General features: G+C 71.8%; 22 protein-coding genes and 1 pseudogene. 9 read left to right on the plus strand and 14 right to left on the minus strand.

The features are described from left to right. Positions 1–163 precede the first annotated feature (163 nt). The 4 genes and pseudogenes from MOPEL_RS18385 to map all read right to left on the minus strand — a co-directional run. Positions 164–235: pseudogene (locus MOPEL_RS18385) on the minus strand (hypothetical protein); the annotation flags it as partial. After that, positions 204–596 (minus strand): CBS domain-containing protein, encoded by a 393-nt coding sequence (locus tag MOPEL_RS18390; RefSeq protein WP_009481734.1) that lies wholly within the window; start codon positions 594–596, stop codon positions 204–206. The pseudogene MOPEL_RS18385 and the gene MOPEL_RS18390, both read right to left, overlap by 32 nt. 82 nt (positions 597–678) lie before the next feature. Continuing rightward, the gene (gene ppgK, locus MOPEL_RS04820; RefSeq protein WP_009481735.1) at positions 679–1,452 is read right to left on the minus strand and encodes a polyphosphate--glucose phosphotransferase; all 774 of its coding nucleotides are present in this window, start codon (positions 1,450–1,452) and stop codon (positions 679–681) included. A 267-nt stretch (positions 1,453–1,719) separates the two neighbouring features. Then, on the minus strand, positions 1,720–2,580 hold the full coding sequence (gene map, locus MOPEL_RS04825; protein WP_009481736.1) for a type I methionyl aminopeptidase: 861 nt from the start codon (positions 2,578–2,580) through the stop codon (positions 1,720–1,722). A 106-nt stretch (positions 2,581–2,686) separates the two neighbouring features. On the opposite strand from map, the gene MOPEL_RS04830 reads away from it, so the two are divergent. After that, positions 2,687–2,884 (plus strand): hypothetical protein, encoded by a 198-nt coding sequence (locus MOPEL_RS04830; protein ID WP_009481737.1) that lies wholly within the window; start codon positions 2,687–2,689, stop codon positions 2,882–2,884. Positions 2,885–3,030: 146 nt separating this feature from the next. Here the strand turns inward: MOPEL_RS04830 and MOPEL_RS04835 are convergent, their stop codons facing one another. Beyond that, positions 3,031–3,438 (minus strand): SRPBCC family protein, encoded by a 408-nt coding sequence (locus tag MOPEL_RS04835; protein ID WP_009481738.1) that lies wholly within the window; start codon positions 3,436–3,438, stop codon positions 3,031–3,033. 242 nt (positions 3,439–3,680) lie between these two features. Between MOPEL_RS04835 and MOPEL_RS04840 the strand changes: the two genes are divergently transcribed. From MOPEL_RS04840 to MOPEL_RS04870, 7 genes are all read left to right on the plus strand, one after another. Beyond that, on the plus strand, positions 3,681–4,226 hold the full coding sequence (locus MOPEL_RS04840; protein ID WP_040632914.1) for a hypothetical protein: 546 nt from the start codon (positions 3,681–3,683) through the stop codon (positions 4,224–4,226). Between the two features lie 17 nt (positions 4,227–4,243). Next, entirely contained in the window at positions 4,244–5,581 is a 1,338-nt protein-coding gene (locus tag MOPEL_RS04845; protein WP_040632915.1) for a glutamine synthetase family protein, read from the plus strand. Beyond that, complete coding sequence (locus MOPEL_RS04850) at positions 5,581–8,679, plus strand: bifunctional [glutamine synthetase] adenylyltransferase/[glutamine synthetase]-adenylyl-L-tyrosine phosphorylase (RefSeq protein WP_009481741.1); 3,099 nt, start codon at positions 5,581–5,583, stop codon at positions 8,677–8,679. The genes MOPEL_RS04845 and MOPEL_RS04850 overlap by 1 nt, the downstream gene beginning before the upstream one ends. 132 nt (positions 8,680–8,811) lie before the next feature. Further along, on the plus strand, positions 8,812–9,468 hold the full coding sequence (locus MOPEL_RS04855; protein WP_009481742.1) for a response regulator: 657 nt from the start codon (positions 8,812–8,814) through the stop codon (positions 9,466–9,468). A gap of 184 nt (positions 9,469–9,652) precedes the next feature. Beyond that, positions 9,653–10,111 (plus strand): universal stress protein, encoded by a 459-nt coding sequence (locus MOPEL_RS04860; RefSeq protein WP_009481743.1) that lies wholly within the window; start codon positions 9,653–9,655, stop codon positions 10,109–10,111. 36 nt (positions 10,112–10,147) lie between these two features. Further along, complete coding sequence (locus MOPEL_RS04865) at positions 10,148–11,929, plus strand: sensor histidine kinase (RefSeq protein ID WP_009481744.1); 1,782 nt, start codon at positions 10,148–10,150, stop codon at positions 11,927–11,929. Between the two features lie 9 nt (positions 11,930–11,938). After that, on the plus strand, positions 11,939–12,457 hold the full coding sequence (locus MOPEL_RS04870; protein ID WP_009481745.1) for a helix-turn-helix transcriptional regulator: 519 nt from the start codon (positions 11,939–11,941) through the stop codon (positions 12,455–12,457). A 271-nt stretch (positions 12,458–12,728) separates the two neighbouring features. On the opposite strand, the gene MOPEL_RS04875 is transcribed toward MOPEL_RS04870, so the two are convergent. Together MOPEL_RS04875 and glnA are read right to left on the minus strand one after the other, a co-directional pair. Then, the gene (locus MOPEL_RS04875; RefSeq protein ID WP_009481746.1) at positions 12,729–13,706 is read right to left on the minus strand and encodes a 3-oxoacyl-ACP synthase III family protein; all 978 of its coding nucleotides are present in this window, start codon (positions 13,704–13,706) and stop codon (positions 12,729–12,731) included. Between the two features lie 265 nt (positions 13,707–13,971). Then, the gene (glnA, locus tag MOPEL_RS04880) at positions 13,972–15,396 is read right to left on the minus strand and encodes a type I glutamate--ammonia ligase (RefSeq protein WP_009481747.1); all 1,425 of its coding nucleotides are present in this window, start codon (positions 15,394–15,396) and stop codon (positions 13,972–13,974) included. Positions 15,397–15,533: 137 nt separating this feature from the next. On the opposite strand from glnA, the gene MOPEL_RS04885 reads away from it, so the two are divergent. Next, a complete protein-coding gene (locus tag MOPEL_RS04885) occupies positions 15,534–15,998 on the plus strand; it encodes an RDD family protein (RefSeq protein WP_009481748.1) in 465 nt (154 codons plus the stop codon). A 113-nt stretch (positions 15,999–16,111) separates the two neighbouring features. Here the strand turns inward: MOPEL_RS04885 and MOPEL_RS04890 are convergent, their stop codons facing one another. The 7 genes from MOPEL_RS04890 to MOPEL_RS04920 form a co-directional block, all read right to left on the minus strand. Further along, entirely contained in the window at positions 16,112–16,867 is a 756-nt protein-coding gene (locus MOPEL_RS04890) for a DUF4191 domain-containing protein (protein WP_040632917.1), read from the minus strand. 29 nt (positions 16,868–16,896) lie between these two features. Further along, positions 16,897–17,928 (minus strand): lipoyl synthase, encoded by a 1,032-nt coding sequence (gene lipA, locus MOPEL_RS04895; RefSeq protein WP_009481750.1) that lies wholly within the window; start codon positions 17,926–17,928, stop codon positions 16,897–16,899. A 127-nt stretch (positions 17,929–18,055) separates the two neighbouring features. Beyond that, positions 18,056–18,730 carry a lipoyl(octanoyl) transferase LipB gene (gene lipB, locus MOPEL_RS04900; RefSeq protein ID WP_009481751.1) on the minus strand — a complete coding sequence of 225 codons (675 nt, stop codon included), beginning with the start codon at positions 18,728–18,730 and terminating at the stop codon, positions 18,056–18,058. A 5-nt stretch (positions 18,731–18,735) separates the two neighbouring features. Next, entirely contained in the window at positions 18,736–19,635 is a 900-nt protein-coding gene (locus MOPEL_RS04905) for a TIGR01777 family oxidoreductase (RefSeq protein ID WP_040632919.1), read from the minus strand. A gap of 180 nt (positions 19,636–19,815) precedes the next feature. Then, positions 19,816–21,645, minus strand: coding sequence for a 2-oxoglutarate dehydrogenase, E2 component, dihydrolipoamide succinyltransferase (gene sucB / locus MOPEL_RS04910; protein WP_009481753.1), 1,830 nt, complete (start codon positions 21,643–21,645; stop codon positions 19,816–19,818). 183 nt (positions 21,646–21,828) lie between these two features. Beyond that, positions 21,829–23,220, minus strand: coding sequence for a dihydrolipoyl dehydrogenase (lpdA, locus tag MOPEL_RS04915; RefSeq protein WP_009481754.1), 1,392 nt, complete (start codon positions 23,218–23,220; stop codon positions 21,829–21,831). Between the two features lie 220 nt (positions 23,221–23,440). Beyond that, on the minus strand, positions 23,441–25,492 hold the full coding sequence (locus MOPEL_RS04920; RefSeq protein WP_009481755.1) for an acyltransferase family protein: 2,052 nt from the start codon (positions 25,490–25,492) through the stop codon (positions 23,441–23,443). Positions 25,493–25,498: the final 6 nt, after the last annotated feature.

A 25,498-nucleotide genomic window follows, 5' to 3' on the forward strand; every position in this document is an offset into this window, starting at 1 on the left:
GTGCTCTCGGCGGCGACGACGTTGCCCGCGGCGACGGGGATGCGGCGACGGGGACGGGGCAGCCGGTGCGGGCCTCATGGGCGTCTCGAACCGCGACGGCGGCGGCGAGCGCGTCGAGCATCTTCTCCTGGCGGCCGTGGGCCGTGTCGACGACGAGGACGTCGACGCTCCCGGCGAGGAGTCGCTCCGCGCGTCCCGAGACGTCACCGTTGATGCCGACGGCCGCCCCGAGCACGAGTCGCCCCTCGGGTCGAGGGAGGGGGGAGGGGGGAGATCGCCGAGCGGAGGATGCCGGTGCGGGTGAGGACATCGACGAGCCGGTCGTCCTCGAAGACGGGCGCGAGGCCGAGGTGGTTCGACTCGAGCGCCCCGTACGCCTCGTCGAGGTCGACGCCGGCGAGGAGGGTGAAGAGGTTGCGCCGCAAGACGTCGGCGACCGTCGCGTACCGGTCGACCTCGTGGCAATCGCGTTCGGTGACGAGGCCGACGGGCCGGTGGTCCGCATCGACGACGAGGGCCGTGCGGTGCGTGCGTTTGCCGAGGAGGGAGAGCGCGGTGGCGATGGGATCGTCCTCGGTGACGACGATCGGGGCCACGAACGGGCGGGCGCCTGGTCGGCACCCGCCCCTTCGTGGGGCTTTCGTCGGCATGGGTCGACCGGCCGACGGGAGCGCAGGATCAGCGTCCGGGCCGGCCGGCCTTCTGCGTCGCGATCCACGCCGCGCCGATGATCCCCGCGTCGTTGCGCAGGGTGGCGGGGACGATGGGCGTACGGATGTCGAGGAGCGGCAGGTACTTGTCGGACTTCTTGGAGATACCGCCGCCGATGACGATCAGGTCGGGCCAGAAGAGGTTCTCGACGTGGCGGAAGTACCGCTGGAGTCGCTTGGCCCACTTCTCCCACGAGAGGTCGTCGGCCTCGCGGGCGCCGTTGGAGGCGCGCTTCTCCGCGTCGTGGCCGTCGATCTCGAGGTGGCCGAGCTCGGTGTTGGGCACGAGGATGCCGTCGACGAAGAGGGCGGACCCGATGCCGGTGCCGAGCGTGACGACGAGGACGGTGCCCTGGGCTCCGCGACCGGAGCCGTACTGCATCTCGCCGACACCCGCGGCGTCGGCGTCGTTGAGGAGGTGGACGGGGCGGCCGAGCGCCTCGGTGAGCATCGCGCCGGCGTCGGCGCCGATCCATCCCTTGTCGATGTTGGCGGCGGTGTGGACGACGCCACCGGAGGTCACGGCGGGGACCGTGACGCCGACGGGGCCGTCGCCGCACTGCGACTCGAACTCGCCCGCGATCTCCTTGACGATCTTGATGACCGCCTTGGGGGTGGACGCGCCCGGCGTCTCGATGCGGATCCGGTCGGCCGCGAAGGAGCCGGTCTCGAGATCCACCGGGGCTCCCTTGATGCCGCTGCCGCCGATGTCGATACCGAGCGGGAGGGGGCTGCGGGTCATAGGTCGTGACTCCTCGATCGTGGACGTGAGGCGAACAGGATAGGTCGGCAAGGTGACGAGACGTGCCGTCGTCGTCGTCAAGCGGTCCGGCGCGCTCGGCATCGAGCCGCGCGGGCGCGAGAGTTGCTCTGCCCGAACGGGTTCCATCGGCTTCGTCCGGAGACGTGATGCCGACCACGCGGACCCCCCGGAGGGGGTGTCGATCCCCGAGCGCCGGTCCTCGACGGGCGGCCCGGTCGTGTCCGGTGCGTACGGAGGTGGCGGCCGTCAGTCGACGAGCGTGAGGACCTCCGCGCCACGCTCGGTGACGAGGAGGGTGTGCTCGAACTGGGCCGAACGACGACCGTCGGCGGTGAGCGCCGTCCAGCCGTCGTCCCACTCGGTCGTCTCGGGCGTGCCGAGGTTGAGCATCGGCTCGATCGTGAACGTCATGCCGGGCTCGATGATCGTGTCGTACCCGGGCGCGGCGTCGTGGTGGGGGATGACGAGCCCGGTGTGGAACGCGGTGCCGATGCCGTGGCCGGTGTAGTCGCGGACGACGCCGTAGCCGAACCGCTTGGCGTAGCTCTCGATGACGCGGCCGATGACGTTGATCTGACGGCCCGGCATGACGGCCTTGATGCCACGGCGCAGGGCCTCCTGCGTGCGTTCGACGAGGAGGTGGGACTCCTCGTCGACGTCACCGACGAGGAACGTCGCGTTCGTGTCGCCGTGGACACCCCCGATGTAGGCGGTGACGTCGATGTTGACGATGTCGCCGTCGGCGAGGGGACGGTCGTCGGGGATGCCGTGGCAGACGACCTCGTTGACGCTCGTGCAGCACGACTTGGGGTAGTGCCGATAACCGAGGGGAGAGGGGTAGGCGCCCTCGCCGATCATCGACTCGTGGGCGATGCGGTCGAGCTCGTCGGTGGTGACGCCCGGCGCGACGGCCGCTCCGGCGGCCCCTAGGGCCCGTGCGGCGACCTTGCTCGCGTGCCGCATCGCCTCGATCGTGGCGGCGTCCTTGACCTCACCGTCCGTGTACGGCGCGGGCGCGTCCCGGTCGACGTACTCGGGGCGGGGGATGGAGGCGGGGACGGGGCGGCGTGGGCCGACACGGCCGGGGGTGATGGCGGGGCTGGGCATGGGCTCCACTGTAGGCGGACCCTCCGACACGGTGTTCGCCCTGTTCCCGCGCCCCTCGCGGCCTACAGTGGCGGGACGAGTTCGCATCACGAGAGGCGGGATCCCCATGTCGTTCTGGTTCAACATCAAGACGCATCAGGTGGAGGACGACGAGCACACCTCCCCGAAGGAGAACCTCCTCGGCCCCTACCCCACGCGGGAGGCGGCGCAGAACGCCCTGCAGAGCACGGCCGATCGTACCGCGGCGTGGGAGGAGGAGGAGCGTCTCGAGCGCGAGGCGAAGGAGAAGGAGAAGGAGTTCTGACCCGGCGCCGCGGCGACGCGGCGAGCGAGCCGGTCGAGGTGACCGGACTCGGTGCGGCCGGTGAGGACGCCCACACCGGCAGAACGTGCGAGACGGCCGACGGGCCTGCCCCCATCGTGGGGCAGGCCCGTCTCGCGTCGGAGGGGTCAGCGTTGGACGAGGCGGTCGAGCGCCGTCTCCCAGCGTCGGGTGAGGGCCTCGCGGTCGGCGGAGGCGTCGAGATGCTCGTGGCGGAGGGTGAGCAGGCTGCCGTCACCCTCGTTCTTCATCCGGAGGTCGACGAGGGTGGCGGGCGCGTCGTCGTCGGCGTGCCAGGAGACGCGGATCTGCTCCTCGGGGTGGTAGCTGCGGGTGACGCCGTACGTACCATCGGCGGCACGCCAGGGGTCGCCCTTCCCACCGAGCATCGCGCCCTCGCCGAGGAGGGCCTCGATGCCCTCCCTCTTCGTGAGCCGTGCCCAGACCTCACCCACCGGGTGGGCGACCTGCCGGACGACCTCGACCGCGTCGTCGCCTGCGGGCGTCGCCGCCTCCGTGTCGTGCTGAAGAGACATGGGACCTCCTCGTTGACGTCCCGTCGAGGCCATCCCTCGACGGGGACTTGCTCGTCCCCCCACGAGACCATCCCGGGGGGTCCCCAGTCCATGACCTTGGGCCCGCTTTTCCGCAGGAGGCTGCGATTCCCGGCGCTCCGACGCCCTGCCGTGTCCGTCGGCGACGCCGGGAGGGTGTCGGCCGGCGTCGGCCGGAGCGGGAGCCGGTCCGCCTACGATGTGCGGGCCGAGGAGGTGGTGGGATGAGTCCCGTGCCGGCCCAGATCGCGCGGCCGTGGGGCGAGGTCGCGCTTCGCGCGCTCGCGGTCGTCGTCGTGTCGACGCTGGCGTCGGCGGGGGTCGCCGTCCTCGCGTTCGGTGAGGTGGGGGACCTGTCGGGCCGGGGGCTCGACCTCCTCGCCCTCCTCGCCTTCGTCCTCCTCGTCGTCGCGGGCACGACCGCCGTCCACCACCGCACCCGGCGCGGCGCGGTGTGGCGGGGGCGCGCCGCACGGTGGTGGTTCGCCGGGCTCGTCTCCCTCATGACGGTCTTCGCCGTGGCGGTCGTCGCCGTGGTCACCGCGTTCCTCGTCCCTGCCGGCCCCAAGGATCCCGGGGCGGGCACCTCGACGCTCGACGTCGCGTTCCTCGTGGGGCTCTTCCTCCTCGCGTTCACCGGCCTGCCCGCGTGGACGTTCTTCATGGGTGCGGCGGTCGGCCCGCCCGCCCCGGCCGAGCCGGGTGGGCCGGACGAGCCGCGATCCGCACGTCGTTCCCAGGACCCGGGCTCGCCGACCCGCCGCGGGTGATGAGGCAGGATTGCCCCATGGACCGGCAACAGGAATACGTGCTGAGGGCGATCGAGGAACGTGACATCCGGTTCATCCGGGTCTGGTTCACCGACGTCGTCGGCACGCTCAAGTCCGTGGCGGTGGCCCCCGCCGAGCTCGAGAGCGCGTTCGAGGAGGGGCTCGGCTTCGATGGGTCGGCGATCGAGGGCTTCTCGCGCATCACCGAGTCGGACATGCTCGTCAAGCCCGACCCGGCGACTTTCCAGGTGCTGCCGTGGCGCGGCCAACCTCCCGTCACGGCACGGATGTTCGCCGACATCCACACCCCCGACGGTTCCCCGAGCCCGGGCGACCCGCGTCAGGTGCTGCGACGGGCGCTCGACAAGGCCGCCGACATGGGGTTCACGTTCTACACCCACCCCGAGATCGAGTTCTTCCTGTTCGAGCCCCCGATCGTGCCGGGGGAGGCGCCGCGACCCATCGACCAGGCGGGCTACTTCGACCACGTCGCCGACAGTCGCGGCCAGGATTTCCGCCGCGAGGCCATCGGGGTCCTCGAATCCATGGGCATCTCCGTCGAGTTCAGCCACCACGAGGGTGCGCCCGGCCAGAACGAGATCGACCTCCGCTACGCGGACGCCCTGTCGACGGCGGACAACATCATGACCTTCCGCACCGTAGTCAAGGAGCTCGCCGCCCAGGCCGGCTGCTACGCCTCCTTCATGCCCAAGCCCCTGTCGGGCCACCCGGGATCGGGCATGCACACCCACCTCTCCCTCTTCGAGGGAGAGAACAACGCCTTCTACGAGGCGGGCGCGCCCTATCAGCTCAGCCGTATCGGTCGCCAGTTCATCGCCGGTCTGCTCCGCCACGGCGCCGAGATCAGCGCGGTCACCAACCAGTGGGTCAACAGCTACAAGCGACTCTGGGGCGGCGGCGAGGCGCCGGCGCACATCTGCTGGGGCCACAACAACTCGAGCGCGATGGTGCGGGTGCCCCTCTACAAGCCGGGCAAGGAGAACAGCTGCCGCATCGAGGTGCGCACGCTCGACCCCGCCTGTAACCCCTACCTCGCGTTCGCCGTCCTCCTCACCGCGGGGCTCGCGGGCATCGAGAACTCCTATGAGCTGCCCGACGAGGCCGAGGACGACGTGTGGCGTCTCACCGACGCCGAACGGCACGCCCTGGGGATCCTCCCCTTGCCCTCCTCGCTCGACGAGGCCATCGGGGCGATGTCGCGGTCCGAACTCGTCGCCGACGCGCTCGGCGAGCACGTCTTCGACGTGTTCCTCCGCAACAAGCGCCGCGAGTGGACCGACTATCGCGCCCAGGTCACGCCGTTCGAGCTCGAGCGGCTCCTCCCGCTCCTCTGATGGCGGGGCGTCCGGAGTCCACGACCGGCCTGTTCGCCAGGCTGGGGTTCGACGACACCCGTCGGGCGCGGTCGTTCGCGTCCTCCCCGGTCCTCGCGGAGCTCGTCGATCTCGACCACGACGCCACGGGGCTGCTGCAGGCGTTGGCCCGCACGGCCGAGCCCGACCTCGCGCTCGCCGCGCTCGTGCGACTCCTCGAGGCCGCCCAGGTCGCCGGGACCATGGGGGTCACCGACCGTTCGGGTCGGCCTGCCGGGCAGGCGGGCGGGATCGATCTCCCTGCGCTTCGGTCGGTCCTCGCGGCCGCGGGGGAGGAGCGGAGTCGCCTCCTCGCCGTCCTCGGCGCCTCCGCCGCGCTCGGGGACCACCTCGCCCGCCACCCCGAGCAGTGGCGGGAGTGCACGACGCCCGGCACGCTCGACGCGGCCGCGCGGGTCGCCGACCTCGTCACCCGCGTCGGGCCCGACGCGCGGGGGGAGACGCCCGGCCCGGACGCCCTGCGGGTCGCCTACCGGGCGCAGCTGCTCGGCATCGCCGCCGTCGACCTCTCCGCCGAGGACCCACTCGCCGTCTTCACCACGACGGCGGGGGCACTCGCCGACCTCGCGTCGGCCGCCCTCGAGGCCGCCCTCGTCCTCGCTGCCGAGGAGCACCCGGACGACGCGGCTCGGTGCCGCCTCGCGATCATCGGAATGGGTAAGTGCGGGGGGCGCGAGCTCAACTACATCTCCGACGTCGACGTCATCTTCGTCGCCGAACCGCCTTGTCATGCGGAGGAATCCGGCGACGCTCGGCGACCGCTCGACGGCGCCGTCGAGCGTGTCGAGGAATCCGACGCGATCGCCTCGGCCACCCGACTCGCCACGACGACGATGCGCATCTGCTCCGGTCACACCGCGGAGGGGACGCTGTGGGAGGTCGACGCCGCCCTGCGCCCCGAGGGCAAGCAGGGCCCGCTCGTCCGCACCCTTGCGAGCCACGAGGCGTACTACCGGCGGTGGGCGAAGACGTGGGAGTTCCAGGCACTCCTCAAAGCCCGCGTCGTCGCCGGGGACGCCGAGGTGGGGCAGGCCTACCTCGACCTCGTCTCGCCGATGGTCTGGCAGGTCGCCTCCCGCGACCACTTCGTCGAGGACGTCCAGGCGATGCGGCTGCGCGTCGAGGCCCACCTGCCACGCGCCGAGGCCGACCGCGAGATCAAGCTCGGCGTCGGTGGTCTCCGCGACATCGAGTTCAGCGCACAGCTCCTCCAACTCGTCCACGGCCGCACCGACGAGACGCTCCGCTCGCCCCGCACCCTCGACGCGCTCGACGCCCTCGAGAAGGGTGGGTACGTCGCCCGTGAGGACGCCAACCGTCTCGCCACGGCGTACCGGTTCCTGCGCTGCCTCGAGCACCGGATCCAGGTCCACAAGATGCGGCGCACCCACCTCATGCCGACCGGCGAGGCGGATCTGCGGCGTCTCGGTCGATCCATCGGTCTGCGTACCGAGCCCGCGAAGGCCGTCGTCGCGCGTCGTCACGAGGTGACCCTCGAGGTCCGCCGGATCCACGAATCCCTCTTCTACCGGCCGCTGCTCGCCGCAGTCGCCCGTCTCTCCGACGACGAGGCGCGGCTCACCCCCGACGCCGCCCGCGACCGGCTCGCCGCCCTGGGCTACCGGGACCCCAAGGGGGCGCTGCACCATCTCAGGGCGCTCACGACGGGCGCATCGCGTACCGCGGCGATCCAGCGCACCCTGCTGCCCGTCATGCTCGGCTGGTTCGCCGAGGAGGCCGACCCCGACGCCGGGCTCCTCGCCTTCCGGCAGGTGAGTGAATCCCTCGGTCGCACACCGTGGTACCTCAAGATGCTCCGCGACGAGGGGCGGGCGGCCGACCGGCTCGCCCATGTCCTCGCCCGCAGCCGGTACGCGGCCGACCTCCTCGCCCACGCCCCCGAGTCCGTGCGGATGCTCGGAGAGGCCACCGGTCTGCATCCCCGCAGCCGCGAGGCCGTGCTGCGCACGATGCGCAGCGCCGTCTCCCGCAAGGACGACGCGGGATCGGCGATGCTCGCCGCGCGCGTCGTCCGACGTCAGGAGCTCTTCCGCATCGCTCTCGCCGACCTCGTCGGCGAACTCACCCTCGACGAGGTGGGTGTCGGTCTCACCGACCTCACCGAGGCGCTCCTCCAGGTGGCACTCGAGGTCGCCGTGCACAAGACGGAGGACGACCGCGGTCGCCCCGTCCCTGCGGATCTCGCCCTCGTCGGCATGGGGCGTCTCGGCGGCCGGGAGATGGGTTACGGCTCCGACGCCGATCTCGTCGTCGTCCACCGTCCCCACGAGGGCGCCGACCCGGCCGACGTCACCGCCGCCGTCGGGGCTGTCGTCCAGGAGCTCCGCCGTTCGACGCGTGCGCCCGGCCCCGGCCCCGCGATCGAGGTCGACCTCGACCTGCGGCCCGAGGGCAAGAACGGGCCCCTCAGCCGCACGATCGAGGGCTACCGGACGTACTACGCGCGCTGGTCCGACGCCTGGGAGCACCAGGCGCTCCTGCGAGCCCGCCCTGTCGCCGGCGAGCCCGAGCTCGGGGAGGCGTACGTCGAGATGGCCGACGCGGTGCGGTACGCACCCGACGTCCTCGCCGGATCGGCGCTCAGGGACATCCGGCGCCTCAAGGCACGCATGGAGGCCGAGCGCCTGCCCCGCGGCGCCGACCCCAAGACCCACCTCAAACTCGGCCGCGGTGGACTCTCCGACGTCGAGTGGACGGTGCAGCTCCACCAGCTCCGCCACGCGCACGCCGTCCCCGACCTGCGCACGACATCCACCCTGCCCGCTCTCGCGGCCGCCGTGGAGGCGTCGCTCGTCGACGCCGGTGACGCGGAGGCTCTTTCGGAGGCCTGGAGACTCGCCTCCGCCATCCGCAACGCCTCCGTGCTGTGGCGGTCCCGCAACACCGACACCGTCCCCGGCAGTCTCCGCGACGCCGAGGCGGTTCATCGCATCCTCGGCGGGCCGCCCGGCAGCGGCGTCGAACTGGGGGAGCGGTACCGCCGCGTCGCCCGCCGTGCCCGGGGCGTGACCGAACGACTCTTCTACGGCCAGGGGTAGGCCGCCCCCTACCGCCGCCCGGCGGCGCGCCCCACCCGGCTCGGCTGGGGGAGGCGGGTGTCGGTGTGGCACGGTGGACCGACGACGAACGCCGGGCCGACGCAACGCGCGCCCGAGGAAGACGAGGTGAGCATGCCGATCAGGGTGTACCTGCTCGACGACCACGAGATCGTGCGGCGCGGCCTGCGAGAACTCCTCGAGCTGGAGGACGACCTCCAGGTCGTCGGGGAGTCCGGCTCGGCCGAGGAGGCCGCCCGACGCATCCCCGCGCTGCGCCCGCACGTCGCCGTGCTCGACGCGAGGTTGCCCGACGGCTCCGGCATCGAGGTGTGTCGCACCGTCCGTGCGCTCGACGAGAACATCGCCGGGCTCATCCTCACCTCCTTCGACGACGAGCGTGCCCTCACCGCGGCCGTACTCGCGGGGGCGGCCGGCTACCTCCTCAAGGACATCCGCGGAGCCGACTTCGTCGACGCCGTCCGCCGCGTCGCCGCGGGCGAGAAGCTCATCGCCGAGACGGACGTCGAGGACGTCCAGGAGCGCATCGCCGGCACCGAGTCGGGCGATCCGCGGCTGCGGAGCCTCACCCCGCAGGAACGCCGCATCCTCCTCCACGTCGCGAAGGGCATGACCAACCGCCAGATCGGGGCCGAGCTCTTCCTCGCCGAGAAGACCGTGAAGAACTACATCACCGCCGTCCTCGCCAAGCTCGGCATGGAGCGACGCACTCAGGCGGCCGTGTTCGCAGCCACCCATGCCGACGAGCTCGACGAGCGCCCGCCCCGCTGACGGGTCGCTTCGTCGACGCCCCCGCGCGACGTGCCGACGGGCCTGCGGTCGGCGTCGCGAGGCTTCTACGATCCGTGCCGGGACGGGGCCGAGATCGCCCTCCAGGCCCGCCTGCGGGGCGACGCCGTAGGTCCGAGGACCTTCGACCCTTGGCCCGCGGTGCGATCCGGGAGAGCCTGTCGGCATGACTCGTGGCCTCTCGGACAGGGCAGGCGGGGCGCATCAGCCCGCCCTCGACGTCGTCGCCGGCCTCGTCCCCGGATCCGCGGCCGCGCACGTCGCGCGTGCCGCCGTGCGCGAGGCCGCCGCCCGCGGCGCCCGGGTCCGGTTCGTCCAAGTGCTCGAACCCGCCGCGAGCGAGGCCGAGCGGGACGACAACGGCGCGAGCACCTTCGCCGCGGCCCTCAAGGCGCTGCGCGAGACGAGCCGCGTGCCCGTCTCGTTCGAGATCGCCGTCGGCGAACCGGGAGAGGTCCTCTCCGAACGCAGCCGGAGCGCCGGGCTCCTCGTCATCGGCGACGACGACGGCTGCTCGCGCTCCGACGTGGTGCGTTACTGCCGGGCGCATGCCGGCTGTGATGTGCTGTGTGCCGCCCCCGCGACGGCCGGCGCAGGTGGTGGACGCGCACCGGGCAGGTGCTGATCAGGACGTCCGGAGCAGCCCCGGTACCCTGACGGGATGACCGACCCGGATCCCGCCAGCGGCCCGGCCCTCCCGGGCTTTCCCGCACCCTCGATGCTCGACCTCGAGGACCTGCTCGCCGAGATCCGCACCCGGGCACAGGGTGCCAGCCTCTTCCAGACCCGTCTCGCCTCGCTCCTCGACGCCGTCGTCGCGATGAGCAGCGAACTCGACCTCAAGGTCGTCCTCTCCCACGTCGTCGAGTCGGCGTGCGCCCTGCTCGACGCCCGCTACGGCGCCGTCGGCGTCGTCGACCCGGCGGGTGGGCACCTCGTCGAGTTCGTCCAGTGCGGCATGCCTGCCGAGGTGGTCGCCCGCCTCGACCATCCGCCACGCGGGGAGGGTGTCCTCGGCCTCCTCCTCGACGACCCGGTGCCGCAGCGCATCGCCGACCTGTCCGCCCACCCGTGCGCCGTCGGCTTCCCTCCGGGCCACCCGCCGATGACGTCGTTCATCGGCGTCCCCATCCGCGTGCGCGGGATCGTCTTCGGCAACCTCTACCTCACGGAGAAGTCCGGCGGACGCCGGTTCACCGGGGATGACGAGTCCGTCCTCGTCGCCCTCGCCGCAGCCGCCGGCATCGCCGTCGAGAACGCCCAGCTGTACCGGCGGGCCCGTCGGGCCGAGGCGTGGTCGAAGGCCGTCGGGGAACTCACCCAGACGCTCCTCGAGGGGCGCAACGAACGCTCGACGCTGGCCCGCACCGTCAAGCACGCCCGCGAACTCGGCGAGGCCGAACTCGCCGCGCTCCTCGTGCCCGACCCCGACGGTGGGCTCGTCGTCCAGGCCGTCGACGCCGTCGGCAAGGGACTCGGCCTCCGTGGCCGCGTCCTCACCGACCATCGGTGGCGTCTGCTCATGGCGAGCCGCACCCCCGTCATGCTGCGGGTCGAGGAGGGGGACGTCGGCGGGGGGGAGCTGTCCGACCAGGTGCGCACCCCGGCCGATCTCGACGGGCCGGCGACCACCGCGGTCGTTCCCATGGCCGTGGGCGAGGTCGAGGTGGGTCTCATCCTCCTCAGCTGGGGCGTCGACGCTCCCGTCGACGTGGGGGAGACGATGGACCTCCTCACCGGGTTCGCCGACCGCATGGCCCTCGCGATCGAGGCCGCCCGCGCCCAACGCCACCGCTCGCAGGCCGTGCTCCTCGAGGACCGCGACCGCATCGCCCGCGACATGCACGACCACGTCATCCAGCGTCTCTTCGCCGCCGGACTCACCCTCCAGGCGGTGAGCCGCCACGCGGAGGGAAAGGTCGCCGACCGGGTCGAGTTCGTCGTCGACGAGCTCGACCTCGCCGTCAAGGACATCCGCTCGGCGATCTTCGAGCTGCACCACGGGTTCCCCCAGGGCGGCCTCGGGCCGGAGCTCGAGTCCGTCGTGGAGAAGGCGACGGTCGCGTTCGGATTCGTGCCCGACGTCGCGTTCGAGGGACGACTCTCCGACATCTCCGACGACCTCGTGCCCGACGTCGTCGCCGTCGTCCGCGAGGCACTGTCGAACGTCGCCCGCCACGCCCGCGCCACGGACGCGCGCGTCCGGGTCGTCAACACCGGCGACGACCTCGTCGTCACCGTCGTCGACAACGGCGTGGGCCTGCGGCAGGATGCCGACCGCAGCGGTCTCGCGAACCTCGCCGGTCGCGCCGCCCGCCACGGGGGCACGTTTTCGGCGATGTCGACGCAACCCTCCGGCACCCTGCTCCGATGGTCGGTCCCGCTCGGCATCGACGCCGAGGCTCGTGCCGGCGGCGTCGTGCCCGACGCGGCCGCTGAGTAGGGTCGCTCCATGACCGCGACGACCGACGCCCGCATCGGCTCGACCGTCCAGGAGCTCCGCGAACGCCGGGGCCTCACCCAGGTCCGGCTCGCCGAGGCGATGTCCGCCCGCGGGCACGCCTGGCACCAGCAGACGGTCGTCAAGACGGAGAAGGGACTGCGCCCGCTACGCCTTACCGAGGCGTGCGACCTTGCGTCGGTGCTTCATGTCGAACTGCCGGTGCTCGCCGGGCTCGAGGACACCCGCACCGCCCATCTCGAGATGCGGGGCCACCTCGACCGTGCGGAGGAGGCGGAGCGCGCCCTCGCTGCCGCCGAGGCGGCGGCGGAGGCCGCACGTGCCTCCCTGCGGATCGCGGCCCGCGGCGTCGACGACCTCCCCGCCGACCTGTCCGCTCGCGTCGAGGCGCTGCTACCCGAGGCGAGGACCCGAACCGCTCGCGAGGTGCCCGCAGACTTCTCACACCGGCCGTTCCCGGCCGCCGAGGACCGCAGCCCGGCGGGTAGCGCGGAGACGTCCACGGAGTGAGACGGAAGGGTGTCGGATGCGCGGACGTAACCGTCCGCCGCCCAACCGATCTCGGGGCCTCGTGTGCGTCCACAGCGAGAACGACGAGACCGCGCCGAGCGCGGCTGCGATGCTGGTCACGGCGCACGGCCTCCTGAACCGACGCCGTACTCGGGTAGACGACATGCCCTCCACCCAGGTGGCCGGAGGGCATGTCGTTCCCTCTCCGGGGAGAGAGATCGTCGGCCTCACCGCCGGGGGCGTTCCGCCACCCGCCGTGAGGCCGAGGACGTCACCAGCGCAGGAGCGCCAGGCCCGCCGCCATCCCGCCGCCGAATCCGGCGAGGAGCACGAGGTCGCCCGAGGAGAGCCTGCCCGCACGGGCCGCATCGTCGAGCGTGATGCCGACGGAGGCCGCGCCCGTGTTGCCGTACCGGATGACCGTGTCGTGCATCTCCGCGTTCGTGAGCTTCAGCGCCGGGAGCAGCTCGGTGAGCATGAGCCCGTTCGCCTGGTGCGGCACGAAGTGGTCGACCTCATCGGGGGAGACCCCCGCGGAGGCGAGGAAGTCCGCGACGAGGGGCGGCAGCTGCCGGAGGACGAACTCCTTGACCGCCCGGCCCTGCATCGTGAAATATGCGAGCCCCGTCTCGTGGTGGCGATCCTCCATGGGCAGGCGGCTCCCGCCGGCCGGGACGATGATCCGGTCGTTGAGGTCACCGAACGTGTGCAGTTGCGTCGCGACGACCCCGTGGCAGGAGTCCTTCGACGGACCGAGCACGACCGCCCCCGCGCCGTCACCGAAGAGGACGACCGTGCGGCGGTCCTCCGGGTTGAGGATCCGCGAGTACACGTCCGCGCCGATGACGAGGGCGTACCCGCCGCCCCCGGCGATCATCCGGGCCCCCACCGCCATGGCGAAGACGAACCCGCTGCAGACGGCGTTCATGTCGAACGCGGCGGCGTTCTGCGCCCCCAGCGCCTCCTGCACGTACACGGCCGTCGGCGGCTGTGGGTGGTCCGGAGACGACGTCGCGACGATGATCGTCGTCAACTCCGCCACCGCCACCCCGGACGCCTCCACGGCCTGCCTCGCCGCCGCGATCGCCAGATCCGACGTGGCCTGCTCGTTCGCCACCCACCGGCGTTCCTTGATGCCCGTCTTCGACGTGATCCACTCGTCGTTCACACCGGCACGACGACCCACCTCGTCGTTGTCGACGACCCGGTCCGGCACGTACGCGCCCGTACCCCACACAGCGATGTTCATCTCGACCTCCTTCGGCCCCCAGTCTCCCAGCAACCGCTACCCGTGGGTAGGGAGCGAGGGTGAGACCGACCACAACACCCCACATGCGAGAAAGGCGGTCTCGGATCACCGGATCCGACACCGCCCCTCGCCACGACCCACCCCGGCATCAGATGTCACCGACCCACTCCGGCATCAGATGTCGTACCGATTGTCGCCACTGACCCGGAGTGGGCGGTGGCAGGATGCTCGCTGCGCTGCGCTCCTACCACCGCCCACTCCGGGATCAGATGTCGTAGTACATCTCGAACTCGTACGGGTGCGGCCGCACCCGAAGCGGCGCCACCTCGTTGTCCCGCTTCCACTCGATCCACGTGCGGACGAGGTCCTCGCTGAACACATCGCCCTCGAGCAGGAACTCGTGGTCCTCCTCCAGCGCGTTCAACACCTCCTCGAGCGTGCACGGCACCTGCTCGATCTCCGCGTGCTCCTCCGGAGGCAGCTCGTACAGGTCCTTGTCGATCGGCTCCGGCGGCTCGATCCGGTTACGGATACCGTCGATGCCCGCCATGAGCTGCGCCGCGAACGACAGGTACGGGTTCGCCGACGGGTCCGGGATGCGGAACTCGATGCGCTTCGCCTTCGGCGACGCACCCGCCACCGGGATCCGGATGCACGCCGACCGGTTCCGCGCCGAGTACACGAGGTTCACCGGCGCCTCGAAGCCCGGCACGAGACGGTGATAGGAGTTCGCCGTCGGGTTCGTGAACGCGAGCAGCGCCGGCGCGTGCTTGAGCAGACCACCGATGTACCAACGGGCGAGATCCGACAGTCCGCCGTAACCCTGCTCGTCGTAGAACAGCGGTTCGCCGTCCTTCCACAACGACTGGTGCGTGTGCATGCCCGACCCGTTGTCCCCGAACAGCGGCTTCGGCATGAACGTCGCGCTCTTGCCGTAGTTCCAGGCGACGTTCTTGATGACGTACTTGAACTTCATCACGTCGTCGCCCGCACCGAGCAGCGTGTTGAAGCGGTAGTTGATCTCCTGCTGGCCGGCCGTGCCGACCTCGTGGTGGCTGCGCTCGACCTCGAGGCCCACGTCCGCCATCTTCAGGCACATCTCGTCACGGACGTCGGCGAAGTGGTCCACCGGCGGCACCGGGAAGTAGCCGCCCTTGAACGCCGTCTTGTAGCCGCGGTTGCCGCCCTCCTCCTCGCGCCCCGTGTTCCACGCCGCCTCCACGGAGTCGAGCTTGTAGAACGTCGACTGCGGCGAGCACTCGAACCGGATGTCGTCGAAGACGTAGAACTCCGCCTCCGCCCCGAAGAACACCGTGTCGGCGATGCCCGTCGACCGCAGGTAGGACTCCGCCCGCGCCGCGATGTTGCGCGGGTCCCGCGAGTACGGCTCGTCCGTGAACGGGTCGACGATCGAGAAGTTCATGATGAGTGTCTTGTGCTCACGGAACGGGTCGACGAACGCCGTCGTCACGTCCGGCACGAGCTTCATGTCGGACTCGTGGATCGCCTGGAAGCCACGGATCGAGGACCCGTCGAACGCCTGACCCTCCGTGAAGAAGTCCAGGTCCATGGTTCTCGCCGGGATGTTGAAGTGCTGCATGACACCGGGCAGGTCGCAGAAACGGATGTCGACGAACTCGACACCCTCCTCCTCGATGTACGCGAGAACCTCTTCAGGGGTGGTGAACACGGCATCTCCTCGATGATCCGGACGTCGGGCGGCCCGACGTCGACGTCACCCCGAGGCTATCGAGTCGCCGTTAAGCGCCCGTCACCGCCGTGTTTCGGCCATGTTTCGCGTCGCGGCGCGGCCGGTAGGCTGACGGCATGATCGACCGTCGTGACATCGGCTCCTGGCTCTCCGGACCCCCGGTCGACGTCGACCCCGACACCTATCCCGGCGACCGCCTCGGCCTCCCCGAGGACGGCCCCGGCTCCGTCGCACCGTTCACGCGCCGCGTCCCGGCACTCCTCGTCGACGGCGTCGTCTGCCAGCTCATCGCGATGGCGTTCCTCGGATACCGGCAGGGCGCGGGCGGGCTCGGCGTGTTCCTCCCCACCCTCGTCTTCCTCCTCATGCACGTCCTCATGGTCGGCACGGGTGGCTACACGATCGGGCACCGCCTCCTCGGCCTGCGCGTCGTGCGCGTCGACGGGGGCTGGGCCGGGCCCGTCGCTGCCCTCGTGCGCACACTCGCCCTGGCAGTGCTCGTCCCCGGCCTCATCTACGACCGCGACCAGCGCGGCCTGCACGACCGGTTCGCAGGCACCGTCCTCGTCCGCACCCGCTGACGCACGGCCGCCCAGTCACGCACCACACGCACGACACGCACGACAGGCACCGCGACGACGAACGCCGCACCCCTGGCCGGGGATGCGGCGTTCGTCGCGTCGGTCGGGGCCGGTCAGCGGAACTGGCCGCCCCGCCCCATCGAGCGGACCCGGGTGGGGTCGATGCCCTTGGGGATCGGAGGACGCTGCGCGCCGAGGGCCCGCAGACGACGGTCGACCTCGGTGACCTCGGTCTTCGTGAGCGACTTCGGCAGCCGGGACATCTTGCGGACGACGTCGCGCGGGGCGACGACCTCCTCGCCGGTCTTGGGGTTCGGGTCGCCGGTGCCGATGCGGTACAGCGTGACCGGCACGTTCGGCGTGAGCCGGTTGACCTTGCGGCGCTCCGCGAGAAGAAGCTTGGAGGCGCGACCCGTCGGGCCCTCCCCGATGAGGACGACGCCGGGGAGACCCACCGCGCGGAACACCATCGCGGCGTCCTGGAAGTGGCTGCCGCGGCCGCCCTCCACGGCGACGGGCTCCTCGCTGTAACTCCACCCGCGACGCAGCCCCTGGAGGACGGCCCCACCGGCGCCGGGACGACCCTCGAGCGTGCTGTAGGCCGCCCGCTCGGCACGCCGCGTGAGGAAGATGAACGCGGCGAGGATCCCCAGCGGGAGGAACACGAACGCGAGGTAGATCGGTCGGCCGATCGCGAAGCCGATGAGCAGACCGAGCAGCGTGATCCCCAGTGCGATGCCGAGGAGCTTGCCGAGGATCTGGGGGTCGTCGTGCTTGGCGAGGGCGTAGATCTGCCGCAGCTTCTCGAACCGCTGCTTCTTGGGGGCCTCGACGGCGGTCGAACCGCCGCCCTTGCGAATGCGGGCCATCGTGTGGTCCTGCTCCTTGGGTCGGTGGGTCAGCGGGAGGTCGACGACGCCGCGTGACGCGTGAGGAGGCTCGAGGCCTCCTGGCGGGCGGGCTCGTCGGCGCTCTTCTCGAGGTGGGCGAGGTGCTCGGGCAGGGGACGCCCGGCGCGACGCATCGCCTGCGCCCACAGGCGCCCGGCCCGGTAGGAGGACCGGACGAGCGGGCCGGCCATGACCCCGAGGATCCCGGTCTCCTCCGCGTACTCCGACCACGTGATGAACTCCTCGGGCTTCACCCACCGGTCGATCGGGTGGTGCAACGGCGAGGGGCGCAGGTACTGCGTGATCGTGAGGATGTCGCAACCGGCGTCGTGGAGGTCGCGGATGGCCTGGGCGATCTCGTCCTCCGTCTCACCCATGCCAAGGATGAGGTTCGACTTCGTGACGAGGCCTTCCTCCTTGGCCATCGTGATGACCTTGAGGGACTTCTCGTACGTGAACGCCGGGCGGATCTTGCGGAAGATCCGCGGCACCGTCTCGAGGTTGTGCGCGAACACCTCGGGGCGGGCGTCGAAGACCTGCCCGACGAGCTCGGGCTTGGCCCCGAAGTCGGGCGGGAGGATCTCGACGCCGGTGTTCGGGTTGAGCGCGTGGACCTCGCGGATGGTGTCGGCGTACAGCTTGGCCGCGCCGTCGGGAAGGTCGTCACGGGCGACGCCGGTGATCGTCGCGTACCGCAGGTTCATCTGTCGGATCGACTCGGCGACCTTGCGGGGCTCCTCCTGGTCGAGCGGACCCGGGCGGCCCGTGGCGATGTCGCAGAAGTCGCAACGCCGGGTACACGTGTCACCGCCGATGAGGAAGGTGGCCTCCCGGTCCTCCCAACACTCGAAGATGTTGGGGCAGCCGGCCTCCTGGCACACGGTGTGCAGGCCCTGGCCCGACACACGCTTGTTCATCGCGGCATACTCCGGACCCATCTTGGCGGTGGTCCGGATCCACGACGGCTTGCGCTCGATGGGCGTCTCGGCGTTGCGGGCCTCGACGCGGAGCAGCCGGCGACCCTCTGGTGCGACGGTCACGACGTCTCCTTTCGTGATGGGGCTCCCAGCGTACTCGTGGGAGGTGTGGGGGTCCGCCACGTCATGGACACACGTCCGGGACGTGGCGGGGTGTCCGAGGCGGCGGGATCGCCGGCCCGGGCGGGGATCACGCCGACGCCTGCTCCTGGGCGGTGGTCTCGTGGTGGGACACCAGGTCGAGCACGCGGTCGAGGTGCTTCTTCGCGAGGGGGAGGACCTCCGCGACCGTGACGTCGCGGCCGAGTTCCTCGGAGAGGTTGGTGATGCCCGCGTCGGCGATGCCGCACGGGACGATGACCTGCCCCCAGGACAGGTCGCAGTCACAGTTGAGGGAGAACCCGTGCATCGTCACCTCGTGGCTCACGCGGATGCCGATGGCGCCGATCTTGCGCTCGGGGCGGGTGTCGTCGGTGGCGATCCAGACACCGCTGCGGCCCTCGACACGGCCCGCCTCGACACCGAGGTCGGCGCAGACGCCGATCATGGCGTCCTCGAGCCGCCGCACGTGGGCGACGACGTCGACCGGGCCGGGCAGGTGGACGATCGGGTAGCCGACGAGCTGGCCGGGACCGTGCCACGTGATCTTGCCGCCGCGGTCGACCTCGACGACGGGGGTGCCGTCCAGCGGGCGCTCGTGCGGCTCGGTGCGCTTGCCGGCGGTGTACGTCGGCGCGTGCTCGAGCAGGAGGACCGTGTCGGGCAGGGTGCCCGCGACGACGGCCTCGTGGACCTCCCGCTGGCGCTCCCACGCCTCGACGTAGTCGACGAGGTCGGGGGCGAAACCCATCTCTTCGTACCGCAATCCACTCACTCCTTGTCACGCGTGACGAGCCACTGCGCCGCCGTCTCCCCGGTGGGGGAGGCGAAGGTGAAACCCGAGTCGAGGAGGACGTCGGGTCGGACCCGTTGACTGCCGAGGATGTCGTCGGCGAACTGCCCGAGCATCGCACGGAGCGCGAACGCCGGTGCGGGCAGGACCGCCGGTCGGTGGAGCTCCTCGCCGAGGAGCGCCATGAACTCGCCCTGGCGCACCGGGTCGGGCAGGGCGATGTTGACCGGACCGGTGATCTGCGGGTGGTCGACGAGCCACAGCAGGGCCGAGACCTCGTCGTCGAGAGTGACGAGCGGCCACCACTGTTGCCCGTCGCCGAGGGGCCCGCCGAGCCCGAGGCGGGCGAGCGGGAGGACACGCTCCATGGCCCCGCCGTCGGGGGAGAGGACGATACCGGTGCGCGCGAACGCGACCGGGACACCCGCCTCCCGGGCGGGGCGCATCTCGGCCTCCCAGGCGCGCACGACGTCGGCGAGGAACCCCTTGCCCGCCGTGCTCGTCTCGGTGAGGAGCTCCTCGCCGCGGTCGCTGCCGTAGATGCCCACGGCCGAGCCGCTCACGACGCGGACGGGCCGGTCGAGGGTGAGCACGGCCTGGGCGAGCGTACGCGTGCCGTCGATGCGGGACCGGCGGATCGTCCGGCGGTACTTCGCCGTCCACCGCTTGTCGCCCACGCCCGCACCGGCCAGGTGCACGACGGCGTCGACGTCGTCGAGCACCGTCGGGTCGAGGGGCGCGCCCGGGATCCACTCACGCTCCGCCGACGACCGTGCCTGTCGACGGACGAGGTGGACCACCCGGTCACCCCGCGCGGCGAGTCGTTGCGACAGGACCGAGCCGATGAGGCCCGAGGCCCCCGTGATCGCCACTCGCATGTCTTCTCCCTTTCGTTCCCGGCCGTTCCGACGACGGCCACGGACCTCACCCGGGGGCGATACCGCTTCGACGCCGCTCCGGTTCCCCCGCGCCACGAGGGCGGGAACCGTCCCGAACGCCTCCGGGCGCGCGACGGGGCGGTGAGGGTTCCTCACCGCCCCGTCGACGCCTCATCGAGGTCAGACCTCGAACGCGCCCTCCTCGAGACGCTGCTTGAGCGCCGTGAGGAACCGGCCCGCGTCCGCACCGTCGACCACGCGGTGGTCGTAGGTGAGGACGAGGTACTGCATGTGGCGGATCGCGATCGAGTCGTTGCCGTACTCGTCCTGGACGACGACCGGACGCTTGACGATCGCGCCGGTGCCGAGGATGCCGACCTGCGGCTGGTTGAGGATCGGCGTGTCGAGCAGCGAACCGTTGCTGCCGATGTTGCTGATCGTGAACGTGCCGCCGCCGAGTTCGTCGGGGGTGACCTTGTTCGTGCGGGTGCGCTCGGCGAGGTCGGCGACCTTGCGGGCGATGCCCGCGATGTTGAGGTCACCGGCGTCACGGATGACCGGCACGAGCAGGCCACGGTCGGTGTCGACCGCGATGCCGAGGTGCTCGGCACCGTGGAAGACGATCTCCTCGCCCTCGACGCTCGCGTTGAGCATCGGGAACGCCTTGAGCGTCTCGACCGTCGCGAGGGCGATGAACGGGAGGTAGGAGAGCTTGACGCCCTCGCGCTTCTCGAACTCGGCCTTGTTGCGGGCGCGGAGCGCGGCGACGCGCGACATGTCGACCTCGACGACCGCGGTGAGCTGCGCGGAGACCTGCAGCGACTCGACCATGCGCTGGGCGATGACCTTGCGCAGACGGGTCATCTTCTGGCTCGTGCCGCGCTTGTCGGACGGCTGCGGAACCGTCGTCGGAGCGGGGGCGGAACCGGAGGACGCGGCCGCCGGCTTCTCCTCGGCCGCGGGGGCCGGGGCGGACTGCGCCTTCTTGGCCTCCTCGGCGGCCTTGGCCGCGTCGAGGACGTCCTGCTTGCGGATCCGACCGCCGACACCCGTGCCCGTGAGGGTCGAGAGGTCGACGCCGTTGTCGGCGGCGAGCTTGCGGACGAGCGGGGTGACGTAGCTGGATGCGTCCGTCTCCTCGGCCTTGGCGGGAGACTCTTCGGTGGAGGAGGGCTTCTTCGCCGGGGCGGAGGACCTCTCCTCCTTCTTGGGCTCTTCCTTCGGCTCGTCCTTCTTAGGAGCCTCGTCCTTCTTCGGCTCCTCCTTCTTCGGAGCCTCTTCCTTCTCCTCCGGCTCGGCCGGGGCCTCCTCCTCGGCGGGCTCGTCGGCGGCGTCGTCGCCACCGGCCTCGCCACCGATGATCGCGAGGTCGGCGCCGACCTCGACCGTCTCGTCCTCCTGGACGAGGATCTTCGTGAGCGTGCCCGCCACGGGGGAGGGGATCTCGGTGTCGACCTTGTCGGTGGACACCTCGAGGAGCGGCTCGTCGACGGCGACCTCGTCGCCCTCGGACTTCAGCCAACGGGTGACCGTGCCCTCGGTGACGGACTCGCCGAGCGCCGGCATCGGGACCTTCTCGCCGCCGCTCACGTCGCCGCCGGAGGACTTCTTGGGAGCCTCGGCCTTCTTGGGCTCGTCGGACTCGGCGGACGGGGTCGTGGGGGTCTCCTCCGCGGTCTCCTCCGACTCCGGCTGCGCGCCGTCCTCGTTCCTCTTCTCCTCGGTGTCGCTCTCCTCGGCGGAGTCGTCGGAGTCGTCGCCCTCGACGTCGGAGGCGTCACCGATGACGGCGAGCTCGGCGCCGACCTCGACGGTCTCGTCCTCCTCGACGAGGATCTTCGTGAGGGTGCCCGCCACCGGGGAGGGGATCTCGGTGTCGACCTTGTCGGTGGAGACCTCGAGCAGCGGCTCGTCGACCTCCACGGAGTCGCCCACGCTCTTGAGCCAGCGGGTGACGGTGCCTTCGGTGACCGACTCGCCCAGAGCCGGCATGGTCACGCGTTCTGACATTTCTCGTGTCTCCTCGGGTGTGCGGTGTTGTCGCGAGTCTAGAAGAGGACGGCGCGTCAGGTGTGGGCGGCCGGTGCCTCATCGGCGGGTCGGGGCACTCCGGAGCGGATTCGGGTGCTCCGGAGCACCCCCGGGTGGGTGTCGCGGGGGCGACGGGCCGACACGGGTGTGCGGCCCCGTCGGTCAGGGGTGGGCGTGGAGGGGCTTGCCGGCGAGGGCGAGGTGGGCCTCGCCGAGCGCCTCGTTCTGGGTGGGGTGCGCGTGGATGAACTGTGCGACCTCCTCGGGCAGGGCCTCCCAGCCGACGATGAGCTGGGCCTCGCCGACCTGCTCGCCCATGCGGGCGCCGATCATGTGGATGCCGAGCACGGGGCCGTCCTTGCGGCGGACGACCTTGACGAAGCCGCTCGTCGCGAGCATCTGGGACTTGCCGTTACCGCCGAGGTTGAACTCGACGGTGGAGACGGCGTCGGCGCCGTGGAGCTCGACGGCGGCGGCCTCGCTGAGGCCGACGGAGGCGATCTCGGGGTCGCAGTACGTGACGCGGGGGATCGAGGACTCCACGAGCGGTTCGACGGGGAGACCGGCGATGTCCTCGGCGACGAGGATGCCCTGGGCGAAGCCGCGGTGGGCGAGCTGCAGGCCGGGGACGATGTCGCCGACGGCGTGGACGCCCTCGACGTTCGTGCGGCAACGCTCGTCGGCGAGGACGAAGCCGCGCTCCATCGTCACGCCGATCTCCTCGTAGCCGAGCCCGGCCGTGACGGGTCCGCGGCCGACGGCGACGAGGAGGAGGTCTGCCTCGATGCTCTCGCCGGACTCGAGGGTGACGGTGACGGCGTCGTCGGTCTGGGTGGCGCCTCCGAAGCGCACGCCCGTCTTCGCGACGATCTTGCGCTTCTTGAAGGCGCGCTCGAGAGTTTTGGAGATCGCCTCGTCCTCGAGGGCGACGAGCCGGGGCAGGGCCTCGACGATCGTCACCTCGGCGCCGAACGAGCGGTAGACCGAGGCGAACTCGCAGCCGATGACGCCGCCGCCGAGGACGACGACGCGCTTCGGCACGGTCTCGAGCGCGAGGGCCTGCTCGCTCGTGAGGATGCGGCCGCCGATTTCGAGGCCGGGGAGGGTCTTCGACGTGGAGCCGGTGGCGAGGACGAGGTGTGCGCCCTGGAGGCGGCGGCCGGCGACCTCGACGGTGTCGCGGGCGACGACCTTGCCGGTGCCCTGGACGTACGTGATGCCGCCGGCCTTGACGAGCCCCTGGAGGCCCTTGTGGAGGCGGGCCACGACGCCGTCCTTGTACTTGAGCACACCCGGCATGTCGATCGCGTCGAACGACGCCTTGACGCCGAACTTCTCGCTGTCCCGGGCCGAGTCGGCGATCTCGGCCGCGTGCAGGAACGCCTTCGTGGGGATGCACCCGCGGTGAAGGCACGTGCCGCCGAGGAGGTCCTTCTCGACGAGGGCGACGCTCTTGCCGAGCTGCACGGCCCGCAGCGCGCAGGCGTAACCGCCGCTGCCGCCGCCGAGGATGACGATGTCGAAGGTCTCGGGGGCCGAGGTCGGGTCGGTCATGCGGGCGGCTCCTTGTGGGGGCGCGGCGTGCGCGGCGGGCGGGGACGTCGCCGTGGTGCCGGCGACGACGTCGGCGCCCGTGTCGGCGCCGACGTGGGCATCCTCCCATGTCGCACCGGTCGGGGTGCCGTTTCCCGAGGTGAGGGGCCGGTTCCGTGACACACCTCGGGAGTCGCCCGGGTGGAGGGTGGCGAGGGTCCGTCGGTGGCGGCCCGCGCGGTCACCGCCGTGCCGCGGCGGCCGCCCTGTCGAGGAGCGGCCCGGCGACGGCGGGTGCGGCGGCGGGGGAGAAGTGCGACCCGTCGGGGCGGGCGAGGAGCGTCGTCACCGGCGCGGGGAGGGTGGGGTGCACCTGCGGCGTCTCCGGGGCGGGCACGGGGGGGCCGGTGGGGAGCCGGTCGTCGCAGGGGACGGCGGCGTCGCGGCAGTAGACGTCGTCGATGCCGACGACCCGGATGCGCGCGTCACGCGCGGCGACCTCGGTGACGAGGTCGTTCCAACGACGCCGGAGGTCGTCCTCGAACCACAGCCGGTGGAGGAACGGGTCGCACCGGCCGGGGGTGCAGCGCGAGGCGAGGCCCACGCCCGGACGGTCGGTGAGGACGACGACGAGGGTCGCGCCGCGGGACGTGAGGCGGGCGGAGTCGGCGAGGAAGGAGGCCCGCTGGGCGGCCCAGAACTCGGGGGTGCCGGCGCGGAGGACGCGACCGTCGTCGCCGAGCCGGTCGGCGAGTTCGTACCGGGACCACCAGAGCACGATGCCGGGGTCGTAGGTGGTGACCGCGGCATCCTGCGTCGCGCGGACCTGGTCTGCGCACGCGCCGTCGGCGAGGAGGCGGCCGTCGGAGCCGAGGGCGGGGACGGTGAGGGCGGGGCATCCGCCCCGGGCGGCCTCGACGACCGTGAGGCCGCGGGCCGTGCCGGCCTCGCTGAGGGCCGGGGTGAGCCGCCGGGCGACGCTGTCCCCGACGACGAGCACGGTGCTCCGCTCGGCCGCCGCGGCGGGCAGCGACCCGGACAGCGGGTTGAGGCGGCTCACGGCGGTACCGCCGAGGAACGTCGAGAGGACGAGGACGCTCGCGATCGACCCGGCCGCGACGGGGAGGAGCCTGATCGGCGCGAGACGGGTGAGGACACCGGTGCGAACCGGCACCTCGACGAGGTGGTAGCTCAGGGAGGCGAGCAGGACGGCGCCCGTCGCGACGAGGGCGGCGCGCAGCACGTCGAACCCCGTCTCGGGGGCGAGCCACACGGTGAGCGGCCAGTGCCACAGGTAGATCCCGTACGAGATGCGGCCGAGGTAGGCGAGCGGGGCGAGGCCGAGCGTGCGGGCGACGACGTCGCCGTTGCCGCCGGCGGTCGCGGCGGCGACGAGGACGGCGCAGGCGATGGAGAACGCGACTGCACCGCCGGCGAAGTAGGCGGGGGCGGGGCCGCCGAGTGTCGCGACGCCGACGCCGAGCCCGACGAGCCCGGCGACCATGAGCCCGACGTGGTGTCGGACGACGACGCGTTGCACCCGCGCGCGGGTCATGAGCGCTGCGGCGACGGCACCGACGAGCGGTTCGAAGATCTTCGTGTCGGTACCCATGTAGGCGCGTTCGGGCGCGGCGGGGTCGTAGAGCCACCAGAGCCCGACCGCCGACGCGGCCGTGAGGACGAGGGCGGTGACCCCTGCCGCGAGGACGACGGCCTGCCGTCGCCGACGGTCGCCCTCGACCCGGGAGGACGAGTCGAGCGGACGCCCGGCCGGGGCCGTGGCCGCCGCGGCACGATGCCACGCGAACGCTCCGACGAGGCCGAGGAGGAGCGGCCAGACGACGTAGAACTGCTCCTCGACCGCGAGCGACCACACGTGGAGCAGCGGGGAGGAGGTGCCGTCGTCGGTGAAGTATCCGGCGGAGCCGATGAAGCGCCAGTTGCCGACGTAGAGGAGCGACCACAGGGCGTCGGCGCCGATCGACGGGCGGCGGAACGGGGGTGCGAGGGTCGTCGCCCAGACGACGACGGCGAGGATCACGAGGAGGACGGCGGGCATGAGGCGGAGAGCGCGACGCGCCCAGAACCGGCCGAGGTCGATACGCCCCGTCGCCGAGAGCTCCCTGAGGAGCAACGTCGTGATGAGGAACCCGGAGAGGACGAAGAAGACGTCGACGCCGAGGTACCCGCCGGAGAACCCCGGCACGCGCAGGTGGAACGCGACGACGAGGAGGACGGCGATCGTCCGCAGCCCGTCGAGGGAGTCGACCCGCGACCCGCCGCGCGCGCTCACGCCGCG

This window comes from Mobilicoccus pelagius NBRC 104925 (assembly GCF_000247995.1).
Classification (GTDB): Bacteria; Actinomycetota; Actinomycetes; order Actinomycetales; family Dermatophilaceae; genus Mobilicoccus; species Mobilicoccus pelagius.

What these genes read in the sequence shown, in the direction of transcription:
- ppgK (WP_009481735.1), bottom strand. Translation starts at nt 1,452, where the DNA reads ATGACCCGCAGCCCCCTCCCGCTCGGTATCGACATCGGCGGCAGCGGC.
- MOPEL_RS04885 (WP_009481748.1), top strand. Translation starts at nt 15,534, where the DNA reads ATGATCGACCGTCGTGACATCGGCTCCTGGCTCTCCGGACCCCCGGTC.
- MOPEL_RS04870 (WP_009481745.1), top strand. Translation starts at nt 11,939, where the DNA reads ATGACCGCGACGACCGACGCCCGCATCGGCTCGACCGTCCAGGAGCTC.
- MOPEL_RS04855 (WP_009481742.1), top strand. Translation starts at nt 8,812, where the DNA reads ATGCCGATCAGGGTGTACCTGCTCGACGACCACGAGATCGTGCGGCGC.
- MOPEL_RS04835 (WP_009481738.1), bottom strand. Translation starts at nt 3,438, where the DNA reads ATGTCTCTTCAGCACGACACGGAGGCGGCGACGCCCGCAGGCGACGAC.
- lpdA (WP_009481754.1), bottom strand. Translation starts at nt 23,220, where the DNA reads ATGACCGACCCGACCTCGGCCCCCGAGACCTTCGACATCGTCATCCTC.
- MOPEL_RS04875 (WP_009481746.1), bottom strand. Translation starts at nt 13,706, where the DNA reads ATGAACATCGCTGTGTGGGGTACGGGCGCGTACGTGCCGGACCGGGTC.
- MOPEL_RS04850 (WP_009481741.1), top strand. Translation starts at nt 5,581, where the DNA reads ATGGCGGGGCGTCCGGAGTCCACGACCGGCCTGTTCGCCAGGCTGGGG.
- MOPEL_RS04845 (WP_040632915.1), top strand. Translation starts at nt 4,244, where the DNA reads ATGGACCGGCAACAGGAATACGTGCTGAGGGCGATCGAGGAACGTGAC.
- MOPEL_RS04830 (WP_009481737.1), top strand. Translation starts at nt 2,687, where the DNA reads ATGTCGTTCTGGTTCAACATCAAGACGCATCAGGTGGAGGACGACGAG.
- sucB (WP_009481753.1), bottom strand. Translation starts at nt 21,645, where the DNA reads ATGTCAGAACGCGTGACCATGCCGGCTCTGGGCGAGTCGGTCACCGAA.
- MOPEL_RS04865 (WP_009481744.1), top strand. Translation starts at nt 10,148, where the DNA reads ATGACCGACCCGGATCCCGCCAGCGGCCCGGCCCTCCCGGGCTTTCCC.
- MOPEL_RS04905 (WP_040632919.1), bottom strand. Translation starts at nt 19,635, where the DNA reads ATGCGAGTGGCGATCACGGGGGCCTCGGGCCTCATCGGCTCGGTCCTG.
- MOPEL_RS04840 (WP_040632914.1), top strand. Translation starts at nt 3,681, where the DNA reads ATGAGTCCCGTGCCGGCCCAGATCGCGCGGCCGTGGGGCGAGGTCGCG.
- map (WP_009481736.1), bottom strand. Translation starts at nt 2,580, where the DNA reads ATGCCCAGCCCCGCCATCACCCCCGGCCGTGTCGGCCCACGCCGCCCC.
- MOPEL_RS04890 (WP_040632917.1), bottom strand. Translation starts at nt 16,867, where the DNA reads ATGGCCCGCATTCGCAAGGGCGGCGGTTCGACCGCCGTCGAGGCCCCC.
- MOPEL_RS04860 (WP_009481743.1), top strand. Translation starts at nt 9,653, where the DNA reads ATGACTCGTGGCCTCTCGGACAGGGCAGGCGGGGCGCATCAGCCCGCC.